Below are 21987 nucleotides of genomic sequence, written 5' to 3' on the forward strand. Positions count from 1 at the left end.
AGTGGCCGGGTCGCGCCGTCGGTCCGGGCGGACCGCTAGGCCGATGTGCGACCACCGCACCGATAACGCCGATCTCGATCCCGGCCGTGCTGCCGACGCCGGCACTGCGGCTGGCCGCAACTATTCCGGCCCGTGGCGGGCAACGCCCGGCCGGTATCTCGGCCTCGGTCTCGTGCGTCTCTACCAGCTGACCCTGTCGCCGCTGATCGGCAGCCATTGCCGGCACCTGCCGACCTGCTCGGAATATGCCTATGAGGCCGTGGCGCGCCATGGCCTGTGGAGCGGCGGCTGGTTGTCCATCTTTCGCGTCGGCCGCTGCGGCCCGTTCGGCACCAGCGGCATCGATAATGTTCCCGAAGCCCTGCCTGGACAGCACCGCTGGTGGGCGCCGTGGCGATTGCTGCGGCTGGGCCGCCCGGCTGAGCGCACTCCGCACTAGCGGCCCGCGCAGCCTGGCCGGCGCTTAGAAGGCGCGGGGGATCCGCAGCACCTGGCCGGGAAAGATCAGGCTCGGATTGGCGACGATGTGCTGGTTCGCCTGATGAATGATCGGGAATTTGGTGGCGTCGTCGAAATAGCGCAGCGCCAGCTTCGACAGCGTGTCCCCGGCAGCCACCTGGTGCAGCCAGTAGCCGGAAAAGCCCGGCAGGATCAGCGGGCCGTAGAGAACCGGCACCGTCACGGTCGGGGGAGGCACCCCGTCGCCGCCGCCGCTGTCGTCGGAGACGGTCACGAACAGCCGGTTGAGGGTGAAGGCGGTGCCATCGGGAATGTCGACCGCCGCCTGGAACTGGCGGATCGATGTCGAGCCGGCCGTGGCGGAGGCCGAAACCTCGTCATGGCCTTCGCCGATGAGGATCGACAAATGCCCCTCGAAACCGACCGCATTACCGGCGATCAGGATCCGGCTTCCGACAAGATCGAAAGGCTTCGGCTGCAGGATTTCGATGTTCATCGAACTGGCTCCCTTGCATCGGAACGCCGCATCCAAATATATCCCGCCCGAACCCCTTGAGCAATCGTACCCGACTGCCACCGTTCGGCCGGCCGTTGCCGGTCACAGCAACCACCCGCGATCGTAGGCGGGACTGGAACGAAAGAGATACATGATGGCGAACGCCGTTTCCCTGACCTTCCCCGATGGATCCGTGCGCGAATACGAGGCCGACACGAGCGGCCGTGACATCGCGGGCGGCATCTCCAAATCGCTTCTGAAGAAATCCGTCGCCTATGCGCTCGACGGCGAGGTCCGCGACCTGGCCGACCCGGTCGGCCGTGCCGGGGCGATCGAGATCATCACCCGCGACGACCCGCGTGCGCTGGAGCTGATCCGCCACGATGCGGCGCACGTCATGGCCGAGGCGGTGCAGGAATTGTGGCCGGGCACCCAGGTCACGATCGGCCCGGTGATCGAGAACGGCTTCTTCTACGATTTCGCCCGCGACACGCCGTTCACGCCAGACGACCTGCCGCTCATCGAGAAGAAGATGACGGAGATCATCCGCCGCAACGCGCCCTTCACCAAGGAGGTCTGGTCGCGCGACAAGGCCAAGGCGGTCTTCGCCGAGAAGGGCGAGGCCTACAAGGTCGAGCTCGTCGACGCGATTCCCGAAGGCCAGGACCTGAAGATCTACAGCCAGGGCGACTGGTTCGACCTCTGCCGGGGACCGCACATGGCGGCGACCGGCCAGATCGGCGACGCCTTCAAGCTGATGAAGGTGGCCGGCGCCTACTGGCGCGGCGATTCCAACAATCCGATGCTGACGCGCATCTACGGTACCGCCTGGGCCACCAAGGAGCAGCTCGCGGCCTATCTCCACATGCTGGAAGAGGCCGAGAAGCGCGACCACCGGCGGCTCGGCCGCGAGATGGACCTGTTCCATTTCCAGGAGGACGCGCCGGGCACGGTGTTCTGGCATCCCAAGGGCTGGCGTCTCTACCAGACGCTCGTTTCCTATGTGCGCCGGCGCCAGGAGGCCGAGGGCTACCAGGAAGTGAACGCGCCGCAGCTCCTCGAGCGCTCGCTCTGGGAGACCTCCGGGCACTGGGAGAAATATCACGAGGACATGTTCGTCACCGAGACGGAGGACGAGCGGGTCTTCGCGCTGAAGCCGATGAACTGCCCTGGGCACGTGCAGATCTTCAAGCACGGGCTGAAGAGCTATCGCGACCTGCCGCTGAAGATCGCCGAGTTCGGCGCCGTGCATCGCTACGAGCCGTCCGGCGCGCTGCACGGGCTGATGCGCGTGCGCGCCTTCACGCAGGATGACGCCCACGTCTTCTGCACCGAGGAGCAGATCACCGCCGAGAGCCTGAAGATCAACGATCTGATCCTGTCGATCTATCGCGATTTCGGCTTCGAGGACGTGCTGGTGAAGCTGTCCACGCGGCCCGAGAAGCGCGTCGGGTCCGACGAATTGTGGGACAAGGCGGAAGCCTCGATGCGCGACGTTCTCGCCATCATCGAGGAGCAGGGCGAGGGCCACATAACCACGGCCGTCGCCGAGGGTGACGGGGCGTTCTACGGCCCGAAATACGAGTACACCCTGCGCGACGCGATCGGCCGGCAATGGCAGGTCGGCACCAACCAGGTGGACTTTAACCTGCCGGGCCGCTTCGGCGCGTTCTACATCGATCGCGATTCGGAGAAGAAGACGCCGGTGATGCTGCATCGCGCGATGCTGGGCTCGGTCGAGCGCTTCATCGGCATCCTGATCGAGAACTGCGCCGGCCATCTGCCGCTGTGGCTGTCGCCGCTGCAGGTCGTCGTGGCGACGATCACCTCCGAAGCCGACGACTATGCGCTGCAGGTCGCCGAGGAACTGCGCCAGGCCGGCCTGCAGGTCGAGACCGATCTGCGCAACGAGAAGATCAACTACAAGGTCCGCGAGCACTCCATGGCCAAGGTCCCGGTGATCATGGTCTGCGGCAAGCGCGAGGCCGAGGAGCGGACCGTCAACATCCGCCGTCTGGGCGCGCGCGAACAGACGCCGATGGCGCTGGACGATGCGGTCGCGGCGCTCGCCGACGAGGCCGTGCCGCCGGACCTGAAGCGCCGGCAGGAGGCGCGCCGCAAGGTCGCCTGAGACGAACATTCGACGGGCCCCGGAGCCGATCCGGGGCCCGTTTTCGTCATCGGCCTGTCATCGGTCGTCGGCTAGGGACGGGAAAACCGTTCATGGCCGGCCGATGCGAACCACGACCCATCTGACCTACGCCCGTCCCTCGGACACGCTCGTCCGGCGCCTCGCCATCCGCTCCATGGAAGAGCTCTCCGGCCGCCGCCGGCTTGCCCGGCTCTATGCGGTCTGGCAGCGCCATCTCGCATCCGGCGACGTGCCGGCCTTCGGCATGATGCTCGATCTGATGCGGATCAGCCTGCGGATCGAAGGCCGCCTGCCGGACCCGGCAACATTGCCCGAGCGTCTGGTGATGGTCGCCAACCATCCCTTCGGGATCGGCGACGGCGTCGCGCTTCTGGCCCTGGCCGAACAGCTCGGCCGGCCGTTCCGCATCCTCATCAATGCCGATCTGATGAAGATCCCCGAAATGGCCGCCTATGGGCTGCCGGTGACCTTCGAGGAGACGCGCGCGGCGATGGCCGCCAACATGGCCACCCGGGTCGAGGCGATGCGGCTTCTGGCCGAGGGCACGACCATCGTCGTCTTTCCGGCCGGCGGCGTGGCCACGGCGCCGAAGATCTTCGGCGAGGCTGCCGATCTGCCCTGGAAGCAGTTCACGGCGCGGCTGATCCGGTCGGGCGGCGCCGCCGTCCTGCCGATCCATGTCCACGGCCAGAACGGGCCGCTGTTCCATTTCGTCAGCCGCTGGTCGATGACGCTCCGCGTCGGGCTACTGATCGGTGAGTTCCGGCGCAGATACGGCCGGTCCATCGACCTCAGCATCGGGCCGTTGATCGCATCCGGGGAATTGTCCGCCATCGGCGACCGACGGCTCTTGACCGAGCGCCTGCGCCAGGCCGTGTTCAATCTGGCGCGGCCGGCCGCCCAGCCACAGTCCGAGTTCGAACCGATCGCCGCCTGATTCGGATCTTCGACCGAAGGGGATGATCGAGGGGGCTAGTCGCCCGATCCGGCAAGCGGGTCCGGCGTCTCCGCGAGATCCGACGTCAGCACTTCCACGTCGGTGTTCTGGCCGGGTTCCACCGCGAAGGCCCGCTGGTAGACCTTGTCGTTGTTGCGGGCGACGATGACGTAGTCGCCCGAGGCCAGCACCATCGACGGAAACGCGCCGACGCTTTCGCGCACCGGGTCGCCCGAGGCCGTGGTCACCGACCATGCCGTGTCGGCGATTGCCTCGCCGCCGGGCTCGCGCACCAGCTTCATCGTCAACAGGGCGGCACGGTGCTGCAACGTGGCGTCGGTGACCTTGCCCGGCTCGACGCGGATGTCGGCCCGCACCGAGGCGTTCACCGAGCCGTAGCTGGACACGATGTGATAGGTGCCGGCGTTCAGCCGCAGCACCTTGTTGGGCGGCACGTCGCTGGCGATCAGGTCGCGGTCGCTCTCGTTCTCGGCGTCGCTGTAGACGTCGAAGGAGAGGCGGGCCGGCTCGATCGTCTGGCCGTCGCCGACCATGGCGTCCAGCCGCAGGCCGCCGGCATTGAGCGTGATGGTCTCCTGCGTCTTCACGCCGGTGAAGTCGATCCGCTTCACGACCCCGGCGCGGCCGAATCCGACGTGCAGGATGTAGGACCCCGCCGGGACCTCGAAATTGGCTTCGCTGCTTTCGGACGAGGCGATCAGGGTCGCGCGTCCGTCGATGGCCGGAATGGCCGAGAACAGCCGCCAGACGAGCCCGTTGGGGATCGGCTCGCCGTCCTCGGTCAGCCGGGCCTTCAGGGTCAGCGTCGCGCGCGAACGGATGATGTCCTGGCTGGGCATGTTCTGCGGGGCGTAGGCGGGCAGACCCGGAAGCTCGATCTTCGGCGCCTTCGGAATGCCGGGCGCGACGGGCAGGGCGATCGGGTCGAACCGCTGCAGGCCGCGCGTCGGCGCTGCGCCAACATCCGCGGCGTTGGGCAGCAATTCGCTGGCGGAAGGGGAGACATAGGCGCCCGGCTTGCGCGGCTCGCCGCCGAACAGACCGCCCCCGCGATCGAGCAGCGACGGAATCGGGATATCCTGCGCCAGCCCCGGACTCGTCGCGACCACTATCGAACTGATGATCGCCACAAGACGGGCATCGACCGCCACGAACCAGACCCCTGCTTTCACAAACCCCGTCTCTCATGACCCCAGATGATGGACGAATTCAAGGCGAATGCTCATGCCACGGCGAATTCGCCGCGCCGATCCGCCGTTTCGCGGGGCGCGGCCGGTTTGATCTGGCGGCCGCCAGGGGCTAGCTGGAACGCGCCATCACGTAAGGACGCTGCCTTGACCGACACGACGACATTCCTCGCCACCCGGCGCTCGATCCCGATTCCGCTGCTCACAGCACCGGCGCCCGAAGGGGCCGAGCTCGATCAGATCCTGCAGATCGCATCGCGCGTTCCCGATCACGGCAAGCTGGCGCCGTGGCGTTTCATCCTCTACCGCGGCGACGCGGCGATCGACCTGGGCAAGGCGCTCGCCGAACTGGCCGAGGCGCGCGAGGGCGCACCGCTGAGCGAGGCGCGCCAGCGCGCCGAATCGACCCGGCTCAGCCGCAGCCCGCTGGTCATCGGAATCGTGTCGACGGCCCGCGAGCATGTGAAGATCCCGGTATGGGAGCAGGTGCTGTCCGCCGGCGCGGCGGCGATGAACCTCGTCACCGCGGTGCATGCGCATGGCTACGGTGCCAACTGGGTGACGGAGTGGATCGCCTATGACGAAGATGCCAAGGCGTTTCTGGGCATCGCCGCGGACGAGAAGGTCGTCGGCTTCGTGCATGTCGGCACGCCGCAGGAGGCGCCGACGGAACGTCCGCGGCCCGAACTCGCCGACATTGTCACCGAGGCACGGGCGAGGGAGGCGGGCTGATGCTGTTCTACGAACCCGAGCGCGGCGATCACGGGCTGCCGCATGACCCCTTCAAGGCCATCGTCGCCCCGCGGCCCATCGGCTGGATTTCGACGCGCGCGAAGGACGGCGCAGTCAATCTCGCGCCCTACAGCTTCTTCAATGCGGTCAGCGACCATCCCAAGCTGGTGATGTTCGCCTCGGCCGGCTTCAAGGATTCTGCCAACCTTGCCATCGAGAGCGGCGAGTTCGTCGCCAACATGGCGACCGGCGATCTGGCGGAGGCGGTGAACCGCACCTCGGCGCCGGCACCGCGCGGTCGCAGCGAGTTCGAACTGGCCGGGCTGACCGAGGCGCCGTGCCGCCTCGTGGCCGCGCCGCGTGTGGCCGAGAGCCCGGCAGCCCTGGAATGCAAGGTCACCCAGTCGTTCCAACCGGTCGACGTCGACGGCAAGCCGTCGGACTGGGTGATGGTCATCGGGCAGGTCGTCGGCATCCACATCGCCGAATCGGTGCTGCGGAACGGCATGCTGGACATGGGTCTCGCCCGCCCGCTGTCGCGGCTCGGCTATCTCGACTACGCCGTCGCGGACGAGGTGTTCCAGATGCGCCGGCCCACGCTCGAGGATGCCAGCGACAGCTGACCTCACCGATTGAAACGCGCCCCTGCGACAAACCTGTCGCAGGGCTGCGACTTGCCGACATGGTTGATGCTTCGTCGATCGATATGGTGAACGAAGCCTAAACCTTTGCCTGACACACTCGCTTTCAACAGTCGGGTGCGCAGCAGAGGTCGCCAGTTCCATGATCGTTCAGCGGTTCGTCAAATGGTGTGAGACGGCGACCAGCACGCAGCGGGCCGAAGGCGCCGCAATCCTCTCGCGGGCGCTGCTCGACGGGCGCATCACCGCCGAGGAGCGGCCGGGTGCGGACGCGGCCCTGATGCTCATGCTCGACGATCCGTCGCCGAAGGTGCGCCAGGCGATGGCGCTGGAACTGGCCGACGGGCGAGGGGCGCCGCGCGCCGTCCTGCGCGCCCTCTGCGAGGACAATGACAGCATCGCCTGCATCGTCGCCGGCCGCTCGCCGGCTCTGTCCGACGACGACCTGATCGATCTTGTCGCAACCGGATCCGAGGCCCTGCGGGGCGCCATCGCCGCGCGCCGCCTTGTCTCGGCCCGGGTCGCGGCGGCTTTAGCGGAACTCGCCGCATCCGACACATGCATCACGCTGCTCGGCAATCCGGGTGCCGGGATCGCCAGCATCAGCTACCGCCGGATCTCCGAGCGGCATGGCGACGTCGCCGCGCTGCGCGGCGCGCTGATGGCGCGGGACGACCTGCCGTCCACCGTGCGCCAGACCCTGATCCTGCGGACCGGCCAGGCGCTGGCGGAACTGCCCATGCTGCGCAACCTCGTCGGCGGCGATCGCGCCGACCGGCTGGCCTTCGAGGCCTGCGAACGGGCGACGGCGCTCCTGGCCGACAATATCGGCGAGGCCGAAGTGCCGGCGCTGGTCGAGCATCTGCGCGCCAGCGGCCAGCTCAACGTCGCCTTCCTGCTGCGCACGGTCTGCACCGGCAATATCGATCTCTTTGCGGCCGCGCTCGTGCGGCTCTCGGCCATGTCCGACCGTCGCGTTCGCACGATTCTCGCCGATGGCCGCCAGAGCGCCTTTCGCACGCTGATGACGGCCGCCGGGCTTCCTGTCGCTTCCGCCCCGCTGTTTCGCTGCGCCGTCGCGGTGTGGCGTGAACTGGCCACCGGACGCCTGTCCGTGGCGGTCGAAGACGTGCCGCAGGTCGTCATGCAGCGGGTCGCCGGCTCGTTCCCGGCCTCGCAGGGCGATTCGGGCTTCGACGAGATCATGCGCTTCCTGCATCGCCTTGCCGGCGAGACCAGCCGCGAGGCCGCGCGCCAGCACGCCCGCCAACTCGCTGCCTAGCCGGCAGCGAGAACCAGCGCAGATGCGTCAGTAGCGGAACTGCTCGGCCAGGATGCGCTCGTCCCAGGAATGGTCCGAATCGAACAGGATCAGGCCGGTATCGTCCATCGATTCGCAGATGGTGATGTGCCGGACCGATTTGACTTCCGTTGCGTCGGCCACCGCGTTGACCGGGCGCTTCTCCGGCTCCAGCACCGTGATCTCCACCGTCTGGTGGTTGGGCAGGAGCGCGCCGCGCCAGCGGCGGGGTCGGAACGCGCTGACCGGGGTGAGCGCCAGGAGCGGCGCGTCGACCGGGATGATCGGCCCCTGGGCCGACAGATTGTAGGCCGTCGACCCGATCGGCGTCGCCACCATCACGCCGTCGCAGACCAGCTCTTCCAGCCGCACCTGACCATCGATGGTGATCCTCAGCTTGGCAGCCTGGTAGGACTGCCGGAACAGGGCCACCTCGTTGATCGCCAGTGCCCTGTGGGTCTCGCCCTCGGCATCGGTCGCGGTCATCGTCAGCGGATGGATGGTGTTTTCCACCGCCTCGGCCAGACGCTCGCGCAGACCGGTCTCGCGGTAGTCGTTCATCAGGAAGCCGATGGTGCCCTTGTTCATCCCGTAGATCGGGGTGCTGGTATTCATGAACCGGTGCAGCGTCTGCAGCATGAATCCGTCGCCGCCCAAAGCGACGATGATCTCGGCGGTCTCCGGGCGGTCGTTGCCATAGAGCGCCGACAGACGCTGGGCCGCTTCCTGCGCGGGTTCGGCCTCGCTGGCCAGGAAGCTGATGGACTGGGGCAGACGTGGCATGGACGGGATCGGCACTTCTGAAGGCATGAGGCGGCGAGGCGCGCGGGTCCCCTGAGGACGTAACCCGTCCGGGGCCGCACGCCAAGCGCGGCCATGGTCCGCACGCGGCCGAAAATCCCGCTGCAAATCACCGATCGATATGCTATGGCGCAGCCGCGCCGGATTAGCTCAGCGGTAGAGCAGCGGTTTTGTAAACCGAAGGTCGGGGGTTCAATCCCCTCATCCGGCACCAGTTATTTCAAGCACTTAGCGGCATTGCCGCCTAATTCCATGTCGCGTTCATGTTGCAGTCAGTTCCCTTGATTCGCAGGGGTTTCCCGTTACCCTCGGCAACTCCACGCGACATGGGATGCAACATGACAGGCGTATGCTGGCTAATCTACGGGGGCTCTCGGGAGGGGCCTGGACGATGAACAGCGACATCTACCAAGCCAGGGCGGACGCCGATGAGGTCGAAGCGGCCAATGCCGGGACTGAGAACCAGCGGTGGCGTCATGAGGAATCGCGTGAGAAGTGGCAGGAGTTAGCTGATCGCGCGCGAGAGTTCGAAGTTGGCCAAGCAGAGCGGTTAGCGGGTGCCGGTAAGTGATGGACACGCGGAACCGAGCCGCTCCCATGTTGAGCATTCCGAAATCGGATAGCGCAAATCTGTCCGCCACGGGTGCGGCAGGCGAGCTGAATTCATGAGGGGTCCGGGCGGGGTCAAGGTTACCAGCAGCGCTGTCTACCAAGCCAGGGCAGATGCTGCCGAGGTCGATGCCTCGGAAGCGGCAATCGATGGCCAACGACAGCGGCATGAGGAATCACGAAAGAACTGGCAGCGCCTGGCCGATGACGCGCTACGGCGTGAGACCGGCGAAGATGAATAGGTGCGACGTTCCGCGCCGGGCACATTCACGCGCGCTGGGCAGCCGGGACGCATTTCCTCACCGTGCCAACGACAGTCGCCAACTCGATCGTGTCATCCCGGCTCAAGGTTGCAGTGCCAAAGGTGCTGTTAACACAAGGAGATGCGAGTGGCAGAGAGTGTTGAAGAGCGGCTTGAACGGATAGAGAAGTTCATGGCCTTGCAGATGGAAGCGTCGAAGGCGATCGCCGATCAGTTGCAGGCAATTGTCAGTGCGATGAATGCCATCGTCCGGGTGACCGGCGACGGGGACCTCCATAACGCTCTGGAGGAGACGATCAGTAGCGCCCGGGGGATGGAAGCGTCCGCAGAGGTCATCCAAACGTTGAACACGATTGCGGAGCGCTGATTGACCCAATGGGCCTGGATCTTTTCCCGTTTGAGCCCGCCAAATCTGGCGAGCGCAAAAGTACGAAATCCGTACCGATGAACCTGCCCGGCAGGGGTACGTATCGAGTGCGGACCCTTCAGCCCCCACATTGTGGGGCCCTTTTGGGTGGGACCATGGGCGACGCGGATGACCGAGAGTTGACGGGAATCAGAGTTCCGGGCCAACTGGCTAGCGAGTGAGCATGTAGCCAACGGGAACGACACATGGACGGCACGGATCTGGCCGCGAAGATTGCCGCCGCCGAACACGAGCGCGCGATATGGGAGGCGGGCCGGCGAGCATTCTGCGTCGAGGGTGCCGATGCCTTCAATCCGCACTCGCCGTACTCTCCCGATCATGCGCTCTGGGCCGATGGTTTCGACGCCGAGCGGAAGGAGAAGCGGGTTCCCGAATGGCTCGACCACGGCGAGCCCGCCAGGCTCGGAGGCCGGCGATGACCGGCCGCGTGCGGAGGGTGATCACCGATGTCTGATGACGATCTGCCGAAATACCCGCTGGTAAAGGCGCTTGAGTACATCGACAAGCACACAGGGTCATCGGCCTGCCCATTTTGCCAGAATGTTAGCTGGGTCGCGGAGACCGACGCAGACACGGTATGGGAACTCGCACAGGACTCGCCCGCGCCAACCTACGTGATGAAAGACCCTCGCGGATTCTTCGGCCCAGCTCCATCGGTGCCGGCGCTCACGCTAACCTGCACAAAGTGCGGGTTCATGCGGTCGCACAATCTCCCTTGGATCATGGAGAAGATTGGGAAGCCCGATGAGTCTGCATGAACGCCGAGACAGCACTCCGCCCAGCCTCACGCCGGTGAAGGGAACGCGAGACGAGATGATCTCGCTGCTCACCGATATCCGGGATCGCTTGCCCTCTGGTGGTGGCGGGAGCATATATGACGACATGGGAACCGATCGTATTGCCCGGCTTGAAACTTCGATGTCGCGTCTTGAGGGTGCCTTTGACGGCCTCAAGCACGTCCAGACGCTCACGCTGAGCGTGATCAGCATCGCTGTCGCATTGGCCATTTTCGGTGGCGGATACGTACTGACGCGGGTCGACGCCCTATCAACACGGATCGAAGCCCTGCCGGGCCAGATTAGCAGCGACATTCAGGAGCTGAACCGAACGCTCTCGCAGTCGATCACCGCGGCCCGCTCGGTCGAGAGCCCAGCACCGGTGGTTATCCAACTGCCGGATTCCTTCGTCGGCACCTCCGCTGGAGGAGATGGAGGAAACGAAATAACCCGACCGGACGGTCCAGGCACCGAAAATCAGACGTTAGAATTTCAGCAGCAGAGAAATTAGGCCTCGCTTCGGCGGGGCTTTTTTTGAGCTCGCGTCCGTGCGGGTGAGCCTACCCTTCGACCGCTCGCTTGTATCGACAGGCTCGGATGTAGAAATCCATTCCTGCTAGAGCCGTTCCGTAGAAGGAATTACTCCCTCCCGAACCCTGCCTCAAAGGCCTCCCAGTCGATCGGGTCGGGCTCCCGGCCGCAGTTCGAGGGCGCCATCAGCGCGTTGTAGGCCCAGCGGATCATCTCGCGAGCGACCGGCCTCAACCTCTTCCACTGCCCGACGTTCATGCCGGCGGCGACGTGGAGCGTCTTGGCGGGCCGTGTGTGTCGCGGGGCCTTCTTGATCTTGCCCTGTGCGGCGGCGTCAGGAATGCGGACGGTCGCCAGGCCAGGGATCACGATGCCGTCCCGGTAGGCGCACCAGGGCGTGGTCGAAGGTGTGGCCATGATGGCCATACCTATGCCGCCGCACGGATCGCCATGGCTGCCTCCAGACGGGCGTAGATAAGCCCGCGCAGAGTATGCCGCACCGGCCACGGCCGAAGCGCTACAGCGCTTTCCCTGAGGCTCCTGAGCGGGATTGCATCGAAGGCGTCGAGGAGGGCCCCGCCGGCATCCCGCCAGTCCGGCCGCGCGGCCAGAATGTCGCTGATGGCGAGGATGGTCTCGCTCCACATTTCCTCACGGTTCGCCCGGGTTTCCCGGATGCACCGGAGGACGGTGATGAGGTGCCCTTCGCCATGCCCGGCGACGATCGCCTTGAAGGCACCGCGGGCGTGGGTCTCGTTCGGCCCCCGGCGGCGCCAGGTCGGAATGATCCGGATCCCGAGTTGATCGGCGAGGGCATCGAGGCGGCCCTTCGGACGGCAGGCCTTCGGTTTCGCGTCGATAACCAAACTCATCGCCCATGAGCCTCGCCGATCAGGAAATCCTATCGGTGTTGTAGGCTGCGGGCGACGGGTCGGCAACTCACCGATGCTTATGGCAAGCCCATTCACTGACCGATACCGTGGTCACACCGCTTTAGACTACAGTGGGGATGATAGCCGAAATGAGCAGGATGGCCCCGACTGCGATGAGGGCGCACACAGCGACGGTAACGATGTCTGACGATCGCGTCTTGGGCTCGTCCCGATCAAGCCGGCCCGCGAGATCCAAACTCCGGCGCAATGCTGCTCGCCGCTCCTCGGCCAACCGGTCGACAGGGTCCGGTCGACCCTTGCGAAGCGCATGGCGCCTCGACCCCATCTCTATCCCGTGAGTTCTCTTTCCGAATGTTTTCATAACCTTCCCGGGCTTAGTTCGCTCGAACAAACTAGGTTCCGGAGGTGAATGAACGGCTACCGTAGAAGATCGAAGTGGAGTGATCACGGTGAGCATGGCCGGTTAATCGCCTTATCGGAAGACTGAACGAGCCACGCTGGACAGTAGACCGCCGCCGCTGCTCTTCTCGACCGAATAGGACACCCGGGCGCGCATCTCGCCGGTGTCGATGAGAGGCGACGAGCTTCCTTTCAGACGGATCGTAACCGGGCTGTTCGGCGGCGACTGGAGCGACGTGATGGTGCTCTGCACATCACCCTGGGCGAGGATGCCGAGACGCGACAGGATGGCCTCAGGGTCCACCCGGTGCCCGGCGATGATCGCCCTCACAATGCCGCGCATCTCTGCCTTCATGGCGTGCTGGTACTTCCCGCGGTTCGCACGCATGGTGCTCCGAAGCATCGGGCGCTCTGGAATAGGCCCACCGAACCCGCCGCCGCGTGGCGTCTTGACGCCCGCCCGTGCCAGCTTGGCCCGTGCCACCAGATAGCCGGCGGACGTGACCCTGATCCCGTCAACGGGCGAAGCGTCCGCGAACAGCATCGATCAGCCCTTCCAGGCGTTCGAAGTACGATGCTTCATCGCCTCATAGGAGGCTTCCACGCCGGCCTTGGCATCGTCGAGGCCTCGAGCTTTGGCGTCGACGAAGGCCTGGTCGCGGACACGATCGTTCTCGGCCGAAATGCTGTCGGCTACGGCGACCTTCGAAGCGCCAGCGTCCTGCCGATGAGCAGTCGACAGGTTCTCCACCATCCGATCATAGGCGGCATCACGCTGGGCAATCGCCCGCTGCGCCTCCGGAGTATCGGCAGCCGCGTCGAGGGCGGCGTAATATTCCTCAGCCGGTCGGCCGCCGACGATGCAGCCGCGGACGTTGTCGTATTGCGGAAGCTTGGCGCGATCGGCGATCGACATCGGGGCGCCGGTGGCGCTGTCCATCATCATCGCCGACGGCCTGCTTCGATGCGGCCTCGGCCTCGAAGATCAAGGATTCGACGCCCTGGCTCTTGCCGGCCTTGATCGCGGCCTGGATGCGTTCGTTCAACGGCGTTCCCATCAGGCCATCTCCTCGCGGGAGTTGCGCTGGGCCTGCTTCGCCTTGATGGTCGCCGCGACCTCGGCGTTGCGCTCGTAGTTCGTCTTCGGCACGTCGATCCCGGCGGCGCGGGCGCGCTCGGCAATCATCTGTTCCACGAGGGCGAGCGGGCTGCTGTGCTCGATGGCGACGAGCTTCATCAGCGCATCCTCAATTCCAGCCTTGGTGAAGCCGGAGATATTCATCGAGACGGTGCGCTCCGGATCCCGGGTCGGCGCCCGCTTTTTCGTTTCCTCAGTGATGACGACCACGGGGGCCTCCTTTTTCTGGTGTCGGAAAACTACCCTGGCGATGGCTCACGCGGCCTCGCTTCCGGCAGGCACGTCGCCGGCGCGGAACACGCCTGGAAACGACGCGCCGGAGCGGGCCAGCTTCTCGGCCGCGGCGGTGATGACGAATTCGTTGGGGGTAATGCCGGCGCGATTGGCCGCGTCAAAAAGCGCCTCGCGGAAGTCGGACGTGACGCGGGCACCGTTCAGGAAGAGTTGAGCTGTTGCCATCATAGCCTCCGTTGTTGGAAGCTATTGGATCACGGGTGCTTTTACATGGCGACTTGGCACGGGTTATCTTACCCTATCATTCCGGGATATTCAGGAACGCAAGATAACGCTGAACCTCAGGAGCACTCCGCTCGCCCTCGCGCAACATCTCTAGGGCCGCCATGTCGCCGTGCAGCACCATTTCCAGGGCGACGCGCGATATCTCTTGTGGCGAATTGGGCGTCGTCTGCCGACTGATGCCATATTGCTTGCACCAGCGACGTATTTGGACTTCAGACCGTCTCGCATAAGCAGAGGCACGTGCAAGCGATATGATCTCGTCACGACGCATCAAGACTGGCAGCGGCGCGGGCATCATCCGAGCGTCCATGCTTCGATGTTATAGCCGCTGCCGGCCGTTTTGAGCGTGGACAGAATGCCGGCAACCGCGTTGGCTACGTCGTCGTGACCACCCGGCGCATGATCGATGCTGTCACGGCCGCCGCGGCTGGTTCGCCGCTCGAGCCCTACGATCTGCGTCACGATCCGTTCGCTGTCCAGAAGTTCAACCTCGCCACTGTTCAGGTACGGCAGAAGATCGCGGTACAGGTCTGACTTCGGCTTGGCCGACGGGTCGTAGGTAATATTGTGGTTCCCGAAGGCCTCGCGCGGCCATTCGCCTGCGTAGCGGTCGCCAACGATCTTGTGGACGCGATAGCGCTTCAGAAGCTGCGCATAATCCGACACCACCGCCTCCGGGCTGAAGGGCGGCTTCGTCTCCCGCACGGCATCGAGGATGGCGACCTTCTTAGACCCGGTTCCCTCCAGATGCCCGATGGCCAGCGTGAAGCTGTCAGCGCTGCCGCCAGACGGATCGACGAAAGCCTTGTATTGGACCGTCGACAAGGGCGCCCGCTCATAGACCCCGAGCGACACGCAAGCCTCGACAACCTCCCGCGTAACGAATGCTTCGATGTCCGTCCTGAACTCGGCGAGGTACTCGGCCCGGGCAGAGGACTCGTCCCGTTCCATGGCCCGGTCCACGACCTTCTGCGGCAGGGATGGATTCAGCGTGCGGGATGGCGCCTGCGCCACGAGGATGAGCGGATCGCCCTTGGGTCCGTAGTGCCTGCGCCAGTTGGTGTAGACCTCGCCACGGCGGGCATAGGGCGATGAGATCACGATCAGCGGCCCGCCGGTGGTGGCCAGGGCCGGACGGATGGCGTTCAGGATCTCGGTGTCGGGATTGGCCGAATTGTCCGATCGCCAGAACGCAGCCTCGTCGCCGATCGCCGCCACCGCGGTGATGCCACGAGCGGTTCTGTAGCTGGCTGGCCGGACCTCCAGATCGACCCCGGTGCTAAGGCTGATCGTCTCGGCCGTCTTGTTCGTCACCAGCCCGGCGAGCATGGGGACCGTCTCGAAGATGCCGGCGGCATAGCCATAGGCGACCGCTGCCTGTCGGGTGGACGCGGCCATGAAGGGGATCACCCCGCGCTCACCCTGAGCCAGCTTCTGAGAGTGGTCGACGAAGGATCCGAAGTAGGTTGCCAGGACTGCCGCAGCGCGAGTCTTGCCGCCACGACGCCCGACCACAGCCCAGAACTCTTCGACCATCTCCATCGGTTCGACATCGCGACCGGTGAGGGCTGTGAAGATCGCCCGCTCTTCGTCGTCGAGGCGCTCGCCCATGACGGCGATGAGGAGGGCACGCCACGCCTTCCACGTGTCGCCCGGCATCACGCTCCCGAGGAGCTGAGGATCGGCCAAGGCTTCGCGCATCGTGATCAGGGCGCTCAAACGGCGACCCTCCCGCCGAGGTAGCTGGCAAGATCAGGAGCTTTCGGCTTGGCGGCCTGCGCCTTCACGCCGATGTCCTTCATCATCCGAGCCAGGGTGTTCGACAGCCGCACGAGCTGCTCGGCGTCGATCGTCTCGCCCCTGACGATGGCGGACTGCATCCGCTCTGCCTGGATCATCACGCCGGCCGCGTGACGGACCATCGCCCGCTGCGGTTCGGTGAGGGAGGCTTCGCCCCCAAGCTCGTCGGAGAGGGAACGCACCAGGTCTCGGAAGCGGCGGGCGGATGCGCTCCGGCCGTCCACTCCGGAAAGTAGCCGCGTTCCATTCGATACCGCAGCACGAGCGGCGGAGGATCGGCCTGCGAAGGATGGTGCAATCGTGTCCATGTCCGAAGAAATGAACCGATTTCGGCGGCACTTCAACGGCAGTTGCGCGAGCTAGACTGGCGCTAGTTCACCTGTTGCATGTTGTTGCCTGTTCACGCACTTGGCTGCTCAAGACGAGCGTGGGATATTTATTTTCGCTGGCCTGTGGATAAGCCTTTGATCGGTTACGCCCTGCATGTCCGCCAAGGCTACTAGCCTCAATGCGTGGGTTTCCGGACTGGTCCCGCACCGGGCACGGCTATCACTACAGCTGCCGGATGAGCGACGACGCGATTATCAACTGGATTTGCAGGGCTTTAGTGATCCAGGTGCCAGCGTATGTGAGGTTTAAGAACGGTATCAGCGCCCAGATCAGTTCCTTGAACCCTTGCCAGAATGTTGCGTGGTCGGTGGCGATCCAACGTGACAGGCCGATCACATAGCCGATGGTGCAGAGGTAGATTTTCACCAGCGTGAACAGGAGCTTGGGGACTTTGTCGAGCCCCTCCATTCCTTGCGCCGGCTCAAACACCGTTTGGTTCCGCCATTTACCTCTCTTGATGGCTTCCTCCGACATGCCCCACGGGGGAGTTACCTTGACCGGATCGATCTCAGTGCGGAAGAACCTGGACACCACGGTGTAGGAAACGATGCCAAGCAATAAGGCGAAAATCGCCGTGGGAATGCCGGAGATGCCACCGATGATCAGCATGGCCCTCGGTGTGAGATCCGCGAAGTCCATTCCCAATCTCCTTCCGACCTGAAACAGGCGGAGCCGTGGAGTGCCACTACGACCCGGCGCGTTCCATGACCCGCGATACCTGCTTTGCCGTCCACTGGCCGCCCCTCGACGTCGACACGCCCATATCGTTCAGGCTGGCCGCTATGGCGTTCAGGGAAGCGCCCCCAGCCTTCAGGGGGCCGATCATCTTCATCGCCTGCCCAGCCTCTGCATGGGCCTTCTGCTGGATCGCCACGTTCCGCTGCATCGTCTTGTCCCGGATGCCGCCGAGCTTCACGCCGCGGGCCTTGGCGGCCTTCAGAGCGGCCTTGGTGCGCTCGCTGATAAACGTCCGTTCCTGTTCGGCCAGGGCTGCGTAGATGTGGAGCTGGAACTTGTCGGCGTAGGGCATCTGGGCAACCCGGAGCTTCAGCCGCTTGTCATCCATGAGCCCGGCGATGAAGGACACCTTGCGGCTGAGGCGATCGAGCTTGGCCACCAGAAGCTCCGCCCCGCTCTCACGCGCCATCTTCAGGGCAAGGGCGAGCTGCGGGCGGTCATCTTCGCCACCGGACTGGACGTCCTGAAACCGTCCGAGGATCTCATAGGGCACCTCGGAGAAGGTCGTGAGGAACAGATCGATGTCGCGGTCCTGCGCGTCCAGGCCGAGGCCGCTACGGCTTTGCTCTGCGGTGCTGACGCGGGTGTAGACAACGTAGCTCTTCATGGCGGCCTCGCTTGTTCGAGACCAAGATATCGACACCGTGTCTAATGTCAACGTTCATTGTGACTGACACAAGCCACCGCACAAGACGGTCGAACCGTCGGTTTTGGTGGTCAATCTCAAGCGAACCGGCTCGCGGCAAGAACGGGATTTGGGCGGCGGAAAAAAAGGGCCGTTTTGGTGTTTGAAAAAAATGGGCCCCAGACCGTCGATAAGCCAATCCTATCGTGATGCCGAATGTTGATCGGCTTTCCCTATTGGCATCGGTCTTAACGCTGGGCGCGTGAGATCGTCCGCATAGACACCGATGAGCGTTGGATCGCCCATGGTGCATGGTTGCACCTTCCCTGCGGGGGCTGCGCCCCTTCCTGCTACGTCCTCTCACGTCTACAGGTGTCTCATGCACAGGAGGGCTCGGGATCGGTCCTTCGCGGACACGGGCGTGTTCCTGCACGAAGCCTGATGATCCATCACGCCGACAACGAGGCACGTGAGTTGGACCCCACTCAGTTGATCTTCACCGCGACGACCTGGATCGTTCCAATTCTCACGGCGATCACGCTGCACGAGGCTGCGCATGCCTACAGTGCGTGGCGCCTTGGGGACGATACCGCCTTCAGGCTCGGCCGGGTGACGTTCAACCCCATCCGGCATGTCGATCCCTTCGGCACGGTCATCGTTCCCGGTCTGTTGCTCCTCACTGGCGCGCCGTTCCTGTTCGGCTGGGCGAAGCCGGTACCGGTGGCCGTGGGGCGGCTCGGCAATCCACGTCGCGATATGGCGCTGGTAGCCTTCGCGGGCCCGCTGATGAACGTCGGCCTGGCGATCCTGTCGGCGCTCCTGTTGCGGGCCGTTCCGCTGTTTCCCGAAGCCGCGGCGCCGTGGATCGTTCAGACGCTCTACCAGTCGATCTTGCTCAATCTGGTGCTGGCGATCTTCAACATGCTCCCGTTGCCGCCGCTCGACGGTAGCCGCATCCTCGCAAGTCTCCTTCCGGCTGGGCTGGCGCGTCACTACGCCCGGCTGGATCGGTTCGGCTTGCTCATCCTGATCGGGATCATCTTCCTCCTTCCGATGCTTGGGCGGCAGGTGGGATTCGATCTGAACCTGTTCCGGTGGCTGGTCGGCGTCCCACTGGCGTGGCTGACGCCGTTCTTCTTGGCATTGGCAGGAGGCGGATAGCCTGCGCCGAAACTCAGTTGCAGAGATCAGCGCCTTTCCATTCCGCTCCAACGAGGAATGATCCGCCTGCGAATAGCGAGAAGTGAACTTCAACCGACGCGTTCACGGTCTCCGGGAGTGGATCCATCAAGCAGAACGTGTCCTTCGCGCGCGCCAGCAGCCGCTGCGAGGCTTGGGAGGCAATGCTCTCGGCCTGAGCCTCCGTCGGCGGCGTGGTGCTGTCTAACTCTGCATCTCCTTCGGCTGACGTGTAGGCTTCGGCAGCTGCCGGAGTCAGCGGTCGGAGCTCGATCTCCCCGTTCGGAAGGATCACCGCCTCGAACTGCAACGACATCGTATCAGAGCTCTCCGTCGTGATAGCGCGTTCCTGCGCGATTGCTGTGCCAAGGAACAAGCATGCAAGGACGAAGAGGGTGGAGACAAATCGCAAGTGAATACCTTCCATCTCTTTGCGCTCGAATATGCTGCATTGTTACCGTGTTTCGTCTCTCTCCGCTATTTTGTTCGCCATCCGTTGGTCGACCTCCTGCTCGAGCTAGGGAGTCGTATCAGGAGAAGGGCGCACAGGTCGGGGGAGCCGGCCGGCTGACATGAGATCGATCATGGTCCGGCGGCTGAGGCCGACGCGGTCGATGACTGCGCCAATGCCGAGAAAACGAGGAACGGTGCTGCTCATGCGGCTGCCCTTCCGTGCTGAACGCGGAACCGGCGAGATGACGGCTGCTCAGCATCGATGATTTCCGTGACGGACTATTGGCACAGGAACGCCGCGGTTTACCAAGCCGATCACTATGGAGGCTGGGGCAGATTGTGCGGCATCGACTGAGCAACTATACGTTCCCCAACGTGATCGGCCGGGAGGGGTCGTGTAGTGGGGCAACGTCGCATTTCGCAACGAACTTTGATTTTCGAATACCCTTTCGAAATCTTGTTCAATCAGCAGACACACACATTCGCGCCCGGCACGTACAAGCTGGTGACCGAAGAATTCGAGATGACGTTGGGGTCGTCTCGGAAATGGAGAAAAGGCCGGGCAAGCCTGTTTCCCGCCGGCGAACCTGTCGGATCCTGGGTTGACCGAAATCAGCGCCGCGTCATCGCCAACGAGGTTGTGGCTCGCCACGCTGATGATGTTCTCCGACGGACGCAGGCTTCGGGATGAGCTGACCGCCGCGTTGGGGATGCCGGCCGTCATGCCGCGTCACCGCCTGGTCGAGACTGACGGCCGACATAGGCGCGGCGCGTGAGTTCGGTCTGCACGGCATCGAAGAACTTCCGCCATTCATCGATGACTATCTGCTCCGGCAGTCCGAGTCGGCGCAACGATCGCAATTGGCCATCGCGTACCTGCCGCCAGTAGGCTTCCTGCTGCGCCCGGGTCTTTCCGCTGAAACGGTCAACCACATCGCGAATCCGCCCGACACGGGATGCCAGCGGAAACGGGATGATTTCTGCCTTCGGAGGCTCCCAACGGAACAAGGGCAAGTCGGAATGTCTGTCCATCACCATCCCCTCGATGCCTTGAGGTACTCGTTCTCGGACGCGTCCAGAGATCTTCCTCCTCTCTCAGTGCTATTCTGAGATGAAGGTGTTCTATGAAGGTGTTCGTCTAAACCCGTGTTGTGAGACAGCTCTAAACCCGTGTTGCGAGACATCGGTGGGTCTGGTCTAAACCCATGTTTAGAGACATCCGAGCGGCGGGACGCCTCCCGTCGCATCGCTTTGCGGGCCGCCTGTCTCTCTCTCAGCCGGTCCAGGTCGATGGCGAGTTGGTCGAGAACCGTGTTCATCCGGTGGTCGTGCACTTCGTAAATGGCTGTCCCCTTGCCCGACTTCTCTGCGCAGCGCTTCAGCCATTTGGCCTCGATCAGGATGGCGAGGTACTTGCGGATCGTCGGGACCGACACGCCGAGCGCCAGTGCCAAGCTCCCTTCCGAGGGCCATGCCTTTTTCGTCTTCGCATTCACGAAATCCATGAAAGCCGCAAAGAGCGAGGCGGCACCGGGCGTGACCTTGTGATCAGCCCGGACCGCGCGGCAGAGATCCAACTTCCATCCGGTAAAGGAGGCGAGTTCCTTGCTCTCATCTGCCTTTTCGGGAGTCGGAGCCGCGCGCCTGCTCAATGGGTCCTCCTGCGGATAGCTTCCGCTTCGGTGATTGCCGTGCAGGCCTCGATCGCGGACAATCCGAACCGGCGCCGGAGCGCCGGAACTATGGGCGATGGAAGCTGACGCTCGGAGGCAAGCCATGCGGCCGCCTCGTCGATCGCAGCGGTGCTCTCGTGGCAATGGCCGGTGGTGCCGCCTATGGGGATGGTGCTCATGCATCACCCCCGATCGCCTTGCGAATGGTCTCGCCATCGATCGTTCGCTCGACCTGCTGCCACCACCTCTCGGTTTCGGCGCGGTCGGCAATCACCCACGCTTCCGCGGCTACGGATGTCGGCACGCCCATGTTCTCGACGGCCTTCATTCCGTCCTCGCCGCGGGCAATGGCTTCGGATGCTACCCGGGCGAGTTCGTCGAGGACTTCTTCTCTGGTCCGGCTTGTCATCGGCCCGGCTCCTCCTCGGAGCGGTCGATGATCCGGCAGCCCACGTCTCGGGCCCAGGCTACGGCGGCCTCGTCGGCCGCGGCTCGGTCGATGCCGGCATAGTCGTGAATGATGCCGCCATCCTCATCGACGAAATCGACCATGTGGATCCATCGTCCGATCATGTGGCGGTCAGTTCCACCGGTGCAGCGACCGGATGAAATCAGGACGTGAGCCGGGTTGAAGGCGACGACGTTGCTCATGCTTCCCTCCCTTCGGCGGCCGCGATCTTCGCGTCGATCCATGCCTGGACGGCGTCCTCGGACCAGCCGACACAGCGTGAAGTGATCGATATCGAGCGGGGGAACCGGCCGGCGCTGATCTCGGCATAAAGCGTCCGACGGGTCAGCCCCGTCCTGTCCAGGACCGCGTCAATGCGGAGAATGCGGTTTGCCATGCAG

General features: G+C 64.4%; 32 protein-coding genes and 1 tRNA gene. 12 read left to right on the plus strand and 21 right to left on the minus strand.

Annotated elements, in window-relative coordinates:
• Nucleotides 1–43 precede the first annotated feature (43 nt).
• Nucleotides 44–439 (plus strand): membrane protein insertion efficiency factor YidD, encoded by a 396-nt coding sequence (yidD, locus tag H9Q09_RS00560; RefSeq protein ID WP_187389464.1) that lies wholly within the window; start codon nucleotides 44–46, stop codon nucleotides 437–439.
• A gap of 24 nt (nucleotides 440–463) precedes the next feature.
• Here yidD and H9Q09_RS00565 read toward each other — a convergent pair whose 3' ends face one another.
• A complete protein-coding gene (locus H9Q09_RS00565; protein WP_024351201.1) occupies nucleotides 464–955 on the minus strand; it encodes a Gmad2 immunoglobulin-like domain-containing protein in 492 nt (163 codons plus the stop codon).
• 154 nt (nucleotides 956–1109) lie between these two features.
• On the opposite strand from H9Q09_RS00565, the gene thrS reads away from it, so the two are divergent.
• Nucleotides 1110–3086: a threonine--tRNA ligase gene (thrS, locus tag H9Q09_RS00570; RefSeq protein WP_187389776.1), complete on the plus strand. Its 1977-nt coding sequence runs from the start codon at nucleotides 1110–1112 to the stop codon at nucleotides 3084–3086.
• Nucleotides 3087–3189: 103 nt separating this feature from the next.
• Nucleotides 3190–4044: a 1-acyl-sn-glycerol-3-phosphate acyltransferase gene (locus H9Q09_RS00575; RefSeq protein ID WP_187389465.1), complete on the plus strand. Its 855-nt coding sequence runs from the start codon at nucleotides 3190–3192 to the stop codon at nucleotides 4042–4044.
• 35 nt (nucleotides 4045–4079) lie between these two features.
• Here the strand turns inward: H9Q09_RS00575 and H9Q09_RS00580 are convergent, their stop codons facing one another.
• Entirely contained in the window at nucleotides 4080–5237 is a 1158-nt protein-coding gene (locus H9Q09_RS00580; RefSeq protein WP_029703308.1) for a hypothetical protein, read from the minus strand.
• 162 nt (nucleotides 5238–5399) lie between these two features.
• Between H9Q09_RS00580 and H9Q09_RS00585 the strand changes: the two genes are divergently transcribed.
• The 3 genes from H9Q09_RS00585 to H9Q09_RS00595 all read left to right on the plus strand — a co-directional run bounded on the left by H9Q09_RS00585 (nucleotide 5400) and on the right by H9Q09_RS00595 (nucleotide 7907).
• Nucleotides 5400–5984: a nitroreductase gene (locus H9Q09_RS00585; RefSeq protein ID WP_187389466.1), complete on the plus strand. Its 585-nt coding sequence runs from the start codon at nucleotides 5400–5402 to the stop codon at nucleotides 5982–5984.
• A gap of 2 nt (nucleotides 5985–5986) precedes the next feature.
• Nucleotides 5987–6607 (plus strand): flavin reductase family protein, encoded by a 621-nt coding sequence (locus H9Q09_RS00590; protein ID WP_024351206.1) that lies wholly within the window; start codon nucleotides 5987–5989, stop codon nucleotides 6605–6607.
• Nucleotides 6608–6767: 160 nt separating this feature from the next.
• Nucleotides 6768–7907, plus strand: a complete 1140-nt coding sequence (locus tag H9Q09_RS00595; RefSeq protein ID WP_187389467.1) for a DUF2336 domain-containing protein — start codon at nucleotides 6768–6770, stop codon at nucleotides 7905–7907.
• Between the two features lie 27 nt (nucleotides 7908–7934).
• Here the strand turns inward: H9Q09_RS00595 and H9Q09_RS00600 are convergent, their stop codons facing one another.
• A complete protein-coding gene (locus H9Q09_RS00600; RefSeq protein WP_187389468.1) occupies nucleotides 7935–8708 on the minus strand; it encodes an NAD kinase in 774 nt (257 codons plus the stop codon).
• A gap of 157 nt (nucleotides 8709–8865) precedes the next feature.
• Here H9Q09_RS00600 and H9Q09_RS00605 point away from each other — a divergent pair.
• The 5 genes from H9Q09_RS00605 (at nucleotide 8866) to H9Q09_RS00625 (ending at nucleotide 11311) form a co-directional block, all read left to right on the plus strand.
• A tRNA-Thr gene (locus tag H9Q09_RS00605) sits at nucleotides 8866–8940 on the plus strand.
• A 177-nt stretch (nucleotides 8941–9117) separates the two neighbouring features.
• Nucleotides 9118–9297 carry a hypothetical protein gene (locus tag H9Q09_RS00610; RefSeq protein WP_187389469.1) on the plus strand — a complete coding sequence of 60 codons (180 nt, stop codon included), beginning with the start codon at nucleotides 9118–9120 and terminating at the stop codon, nucleotides 9295–9297.
• Between the two features lie 427 nt (nucleotides 9298–9724).
• Complete coding sequence (locus H9Q09_RS00615) at nucleotides 9725–9964, plus strand: hypothetical protein (protein ID WP_187389470.1); 240 nt, start codon at nucleotides 9725–9727, stop codon at nucleotides 9962–9964.
• Between the two features lie 245 nt (nucleotides 9965–10209).
• The gene (locus H9Q09_RS00620; protein ID WP_187389471.1) at nucleotides 10210–10443 is read left to right on the plus strand and encodes a hypothetical protein; all 234 of its coding nucleotides are present in this window, start codon (nucleotides 10210–10212) and stop codon (nucleotides 10441–10443) included.
• A gap of 394 nt (nucleotides 10444–10837) precedes the next feature.
• A complete protein-coding gene (locus H9Q09_RS00625; protein ID WP_187389472.1) occupies nucleotides 10838–11311 on the plus strand; it encodes a hypothetical protein in 474 nt (157 codons plus the stop codon).
• A 128-nt stretch (nucleotides 11312–11439) separates the two neighbouring features.
• Here H9Q09_RS00625 and H9Q09_RS00630 read toward each other — a convergent pair whose 3' ends face one another.
• The 11 genes from H9Q09_RS00630 to H9Q09_RS00680 form a co-directional block, all read right to left on the minus strand.
• Nucleotides 11440–11757 carry a hypothetical protein gene (locus H9Q09_RS00630; RefSeq protein WP_187389473.1) on the minus strand — a complete coding sequence of 106 codons (318 nt, stop codon included), beginning with the start codon at nucleotides 11755–11757 and terminating at the stop codon, nucleotides 11440–11442.
• 2 nt (nucleotides 11758–11759) lie between these two features.
• A complete protein-coding gene (locus tag H9Q09_RS00635; RefSeq protein WP_187389474.1) occupies nucleotides 11760–12203 on the minus strand; it encodes a hypothetical protein in 444 nt (147 codons plus the stop codon).
• A 493-nt stretch (nucleotides 12204–12696) separates the two neighbouring features.
• A complete protein-coding gene (locus H9Q09_RS00640; protein ID WP_187389475.1) occupies nucleotides 12697–13167 on the minus strand; it encodes a hypothetical protein in 471 nt (156 codons plus the stop codon).
• Between the two features lie 3 nt (nucleotides 13168–13170).
• Nucleotides 13171–13569 (minus strand): hypothetical protein, encoded by a 399-nt coding sequence (locus H9Q09_RS00645; RefSeq protein WP_187389476.1) that lies wholly within the window; start codon nucleotides 13567–13569, stop codon nucleotides 13171–13173.
• A 111-nt stretch (nucleotides 13570–13680) separates the two neighbouring features.
• On the minus strand, nucleotides 13681–13971 hold the full coding sequence (locus H9Q09_RS00650) for a hypothetical protein (RefSeq protein ID WP_187389477.1): 291 nt from the start codon (nucleotides 13969–13971) through the stop codon (nucleotides 13681–13683).
• 45 nt (nucleotides 13972–14016) lie between these two features.
• Nucleotides 14017–14220 (minus strand): hypothetical protein, encoded by a 204-nt coding sequence (locus H9Q09_RS00655; protein WP_246715946.1) that lies wholly within the window; start codon nucleotides 14218–14220, stop codon nucleotides 14017–14019.
• A 76-nt stretch (nucleotides 14221–14296) separates the two neighbouring features.
• A complete protein-coding gene (locus tag H9Q09_RS00660; protein WP_246715947.1) occupies nucleotides 14297–14578 on the minus strand; it encodes a hypothetical protein in 282 nt (93 codons plus the stop codon).
• Entirely contained in the window at nucleotides 14575–15999 is a 1425-nt protein-coding gene (locus H9Q09_RS00665) for a hypothetical protein (protein ID WP_246715948.1), read from the minus strand. The genes H9Q09_RS00660 and H9Q09_RS00665 overlap by 4 nt, the downstream gene beginning before the upstream one ends.
• Entirely contained in the window at nucleotides 15996–16388 is a 393-nt protein-coding gene (locus H9Q09_RS00670; RefSeq protein WP_187389480.1) for a hypothetical protein, read from the minus strand. The genes H9Q09_RS00665 and H9Q09_RS00670 overlap by 4 nt, the downstream gene beginning before the upstream one ends.
• A gap of 244 nt (nucleotides 16389–16632) precedes the next feature.
• Complete coding sequence (locus H9Q09_RS00675; protein WP_187389481.1) at nucleotides 16633–17109, minus strand: hypothetical protein; 477 nt, start codon at nucleotides 17107–17109, stop codon at nucleotides 16633–16635.
• A 46-nt stretch (nucleotides 17110–17155) separates the two neighbouring features.
• Nucleotides 17156–17815: a recombinase family protein gene (locus tag H9Q09_RS00680; RefSeq protein ID WP_187389482.1), complete on the minus strand. Its 660-nt coding sequence runs from the start codon at nucleotides 17813–17815 to the stop codon at nucleotides 17156–17158.
• Between the two features lie 459 nt (nucleotides 17816–18274).
• Here H9Q09_RS00680 and H9Q09_RS00685 point away from each other — a divergent pair, with 459 nt between their 5' ends.
• Nucleotides 18275–18994 carry a site-2 protease family protein gene (locus H9Q09_RS00685; protein ID WP_187389483.1) on the plus strand — a complete coding sequence of 240 codons (720 nt, stop codon included), beginning with the start codon at nucleotides 18275–18277 and terminating at the stop codon, nucleotides 18992–18994.
• A 13-nt stretch (nucleotides 18995–19007) separates the two neighbouring features.
• Here the strand turns inward: H9Q09_RS00685 and H9Q09_RS00690 are convergent, their stop codons facing one another.
• The 7 genes from H9Q09_RS00690 to H9Q09_RS00720 form a co-directional block, all read right to left on the minus strand.
• Nucleotides 19008–19439, minus strand: a complete 432-nt coding sequence (locus H9Q09_RS00690) for a hypothetical protein (RefSeq protein ID WP_187389484.1) — start codon at nucleotides 19437–19439, stop codon at nucleotides 19008–19010.
• A gap of 746 nt (nucleotides 19440–20185) precedes the next feature.
• The gene (locus H9Q09_RS00695) at nucleotides 20186–20497 is read right to left on the minus strand and encodes a DUF6074 family protein (RefSeq protein WP_187389485.1); all 312 of its coding nucleotides are present in this window, start codon (nucleotides 20495–20497) and stop codon (nucleotides 20186–20188) included.
• Nucleotides 20497–21117: a helix-turn-helix domain-containing protein gene (locus H9Q09_RS00700; protein WP_187389486.1), complete on the minus strand. Its 621-nt coding sequence runs from the start codon at nucleotides 21115–21117 to the stop codon at nucleotides 20497–20499. The genes H9Q09_RS00695 and H9Q09_RS00700 overlap by 1 nt, the downstream gene beginning before the upstream one ends.
• Nucleotides 21114–21317, minus strand: coding sequence for a hypothetical protein (locus H9Q09_RS00705; RefSeq protein ID WP_187389487.1), 204 nt, complete (start codon nucleotides 21315–21317; stop codon nucleotides 21114–21116). Before H9Q09_RS00705 ends, H9Q09_RS00700 begins: the two co-directional genes overlap by 4 nt.
• Complete coding sequence (locus tag H9Q09_RS00710; RefSeq protein ID WP_187389488.1) at nucleotides 21314–21547, minus strand: hypothetical protein; 234 nt, start codon at nucleotides 21545–21547, stop codon at nucleotides 21314–21316. Before H9Q09_RS00710 ends, H9Q09_RS00705 begins: the two co-directional genes overlap by 4 nt.
• On the minus strand, nucleotides 21544–21789 hold the full coding sequence (locus H9Q09_RS00715) for a hypothetical protein (protein WP_187389489.1): 246 nt from the start codon (nucleotides 21787–21789) through the stop codon (nucleotides 21544–21546). Before H9Q09_RS00715 ends, H9Q09_RS00710 begins: the two co-directional genes overlap by 4 nt.
• Nucleotides 21786–21983: an AlpA family phage regulatory protein gene (locus tag H9Q09_RS00720; protein ID WP_187389490.1), complete on the minus strand. Its 198-nt coding sequence runs from the start codon at nucleotides 21981–21983 to the stop codon at nucleotides 21786–21788. The genes H9Q09_RS00715 and H9Q09_RS00720 overlap by 4 nt, the downstream gene beginning before the upstream one ends.
• Between the last annotated feature and the right edge of the window lie 4 nt (nucleotides 21984–21987).

The organism is Aurantimonas sp. DM33-3, assembly GCF_014334315.1.
GTDB lineage: Bacteria > Pseudomonadota > Alphaproteobacteria > Rhizobiales > Rhizobiaceae > Aurantimonas > Aurantimonas coralicida.

Bases quoted from the DNA above. Each gene is read 5' to 3' on its own strand.
- yidD (WP_187389464.1), top strand. From the start codon at position 44: ATGTGCGACCACCGCACCGATAACGCCGATCTCGATCCCGGCCGTGCT.
- H9Q09_RS00565 (WP_024351201.1), bottom strand. From the start codon at position 955: ATGAACATCGAAATCCTGCAGCCGAAGCCTTTCGATCTTGTCGGAAGC.
- thrS (WP_187389776.1), top strand. From the start codon at position 1,110: ATGGCGAACGCCGTTTCCCTGACCTTCCCCGATGGATCCGTGCGCGAA.
- H9Q09_RS00575 (WP_187389465.1), top strand. From the start codon at position 3,190: ATGCGAACCACGACCCATCTGACCTACGCCCGTCCCTCGGACACGCTC.
- H9Q09_RS00595 (WP_187389467.1), top strand. From the start codon at position 6,768: ATGATCGTTCAGCGGTTCGTCAAATGGTGTGAGACGGCGACCAGCACG.
- H9Q09_RS00600 (WP_187389468.1), bottom strand. From the start codon at position 8,708: ATGCCACGTCTGCCCCAGTCCATCAGCTTCCTGGCCAGCGAGGCCGAA.
- H9Q09_RS00610 (WP_187389469.1), top strand. From the start codon at position 9,118: ATGAACAGCGACATCTACCAAGCCAGGGCGGACGCCGATGAGGTCGAA.
- H9Q09_RS00620 (WP_187389471.1), top strand. From the start codon at position 10,210: ATGGACGGCACGGATCTGGCCGCGAAGATTGCCGCCGCCGAACACGAG.
- H9Q09_RS00625 (WP_187389472.1), top strand. From the start codon at position 10,838: ATGATCTCGCTGCTCACCGATATCCGGGATCGCTTGCCCTCTGGTGGT.
- H9Q09_RS00630 (WP_187389473.1), bottom strand. From the start codon at position 11,757: ATGGCCATCATGGCCACACCTTCGACCACGCCCTGGTGCGCCTACCGG.
- H9Q09_RS00635 (WP_187389474.1), bottom strand. From the start codon at position 12,203: ATGAGTTTGGTTATCGACGCGAAACCGAAGGCCTGCCGTCCGAAGGGC.
- H9Q09_RS00640 (WP_187389475.1), bottom strand. From the start codon at position 13,167: ATGCTGTTCGCGGACGCTTCGCCCGTTGACGGGATCAGGGTCACGTCC.
- H9Q09_RS00645 (WP_187389476.1), bottom strand. From the start codon at position 13,569: ATGATGATGGACAGCGCCACCGGCGCCCCGATGTCGATCGCCGATCGC.
- H9Q09_RS00655 (WP_246715946.1), bottom strand. From the start codon at position 14,220: ATGGCAACAGCTCAACTCTTCCTGAACGGTGCCCGCGTCACGTCCGAC.
- H9Q09_RS00660 (WP_246715947.1), bottom strand. From the start codon at position 14,578: ATGATGCCCGCGCCGCTGCCAGTCTTGATGCGTCGTGACGAGATCATA.
- H9Q09_RS00670 (WP_187389480.1), bottom strand. From the start codon at position 16,388: ATGGACACGATTGCACCATCCTTCGCAGGCCGATCCTCCGCCGCTCGT.
- H9Q09_RS00675 (WP_187389481.1), bottom strand. From the start codon at position 17,109: ATGGACTTCGCGGATCTCACACCGAGGGCCATGCTGATCATCGGTGGC.
- H9Q09_RS00680 (WP_187389482.1), bottom strand. From the start codon at position 17,815: ATGAAGAGCTACGTTGTCTACACCCGCGTCAGCACCGCAGAGCAAAGC.
- H9Q09_RS00685 (WP_187389483.1), top strand. From the start codon at position 18,275: ATGATCCATCACGCCGACAACGAGGCACGTGAGTTGGACCCCACTCAG.
- H9Q09_RS00690 (WP_187389484.1), bottom strand. From the start codon at position 19,439: ATGGAAGGTATTCACTTGCGATTTGTCTCCACCCTCTTCGTCCTTGCA.
- H9Q09_RS00695 (WP_187389485.1), bottom strand. From the start codon at position 20,497: ATGGACAGACATTCCGACTTGCCCTTGTTCCGTTGGGAGCCTCCGAAG.
- H9Q09_RS00705 (WP_187389487.1), bottom strand. From the start codon at position 21,317: ATGAGCACCATCCCCATAGGCGGCACCACCGGCCATTGCCACGAGAGC.
- H9Q09_RS00710 (WP_187389488.1), bottom strand. From the start codon at position 21,547: ATGACAAGCCGGACCAGAGAAGAAGTCCTCGACGAACTCGCCCGGGTA.
- H9Q09_RS00715 (WP_187389489.1), bottom strand. From the start codon at position 21,789: ATGAGCAACGTCGTCGCCTTCAACCCGGCTCACGTCCTGATTTCATCC.
- H9Q09_RS00720 (WP_187389490.1), bottom strand. From the start codon at position 21,983: ATGGCAAACCGCATTCTCCGCATTGACGCGGTCCTGGACAGGACGGGG.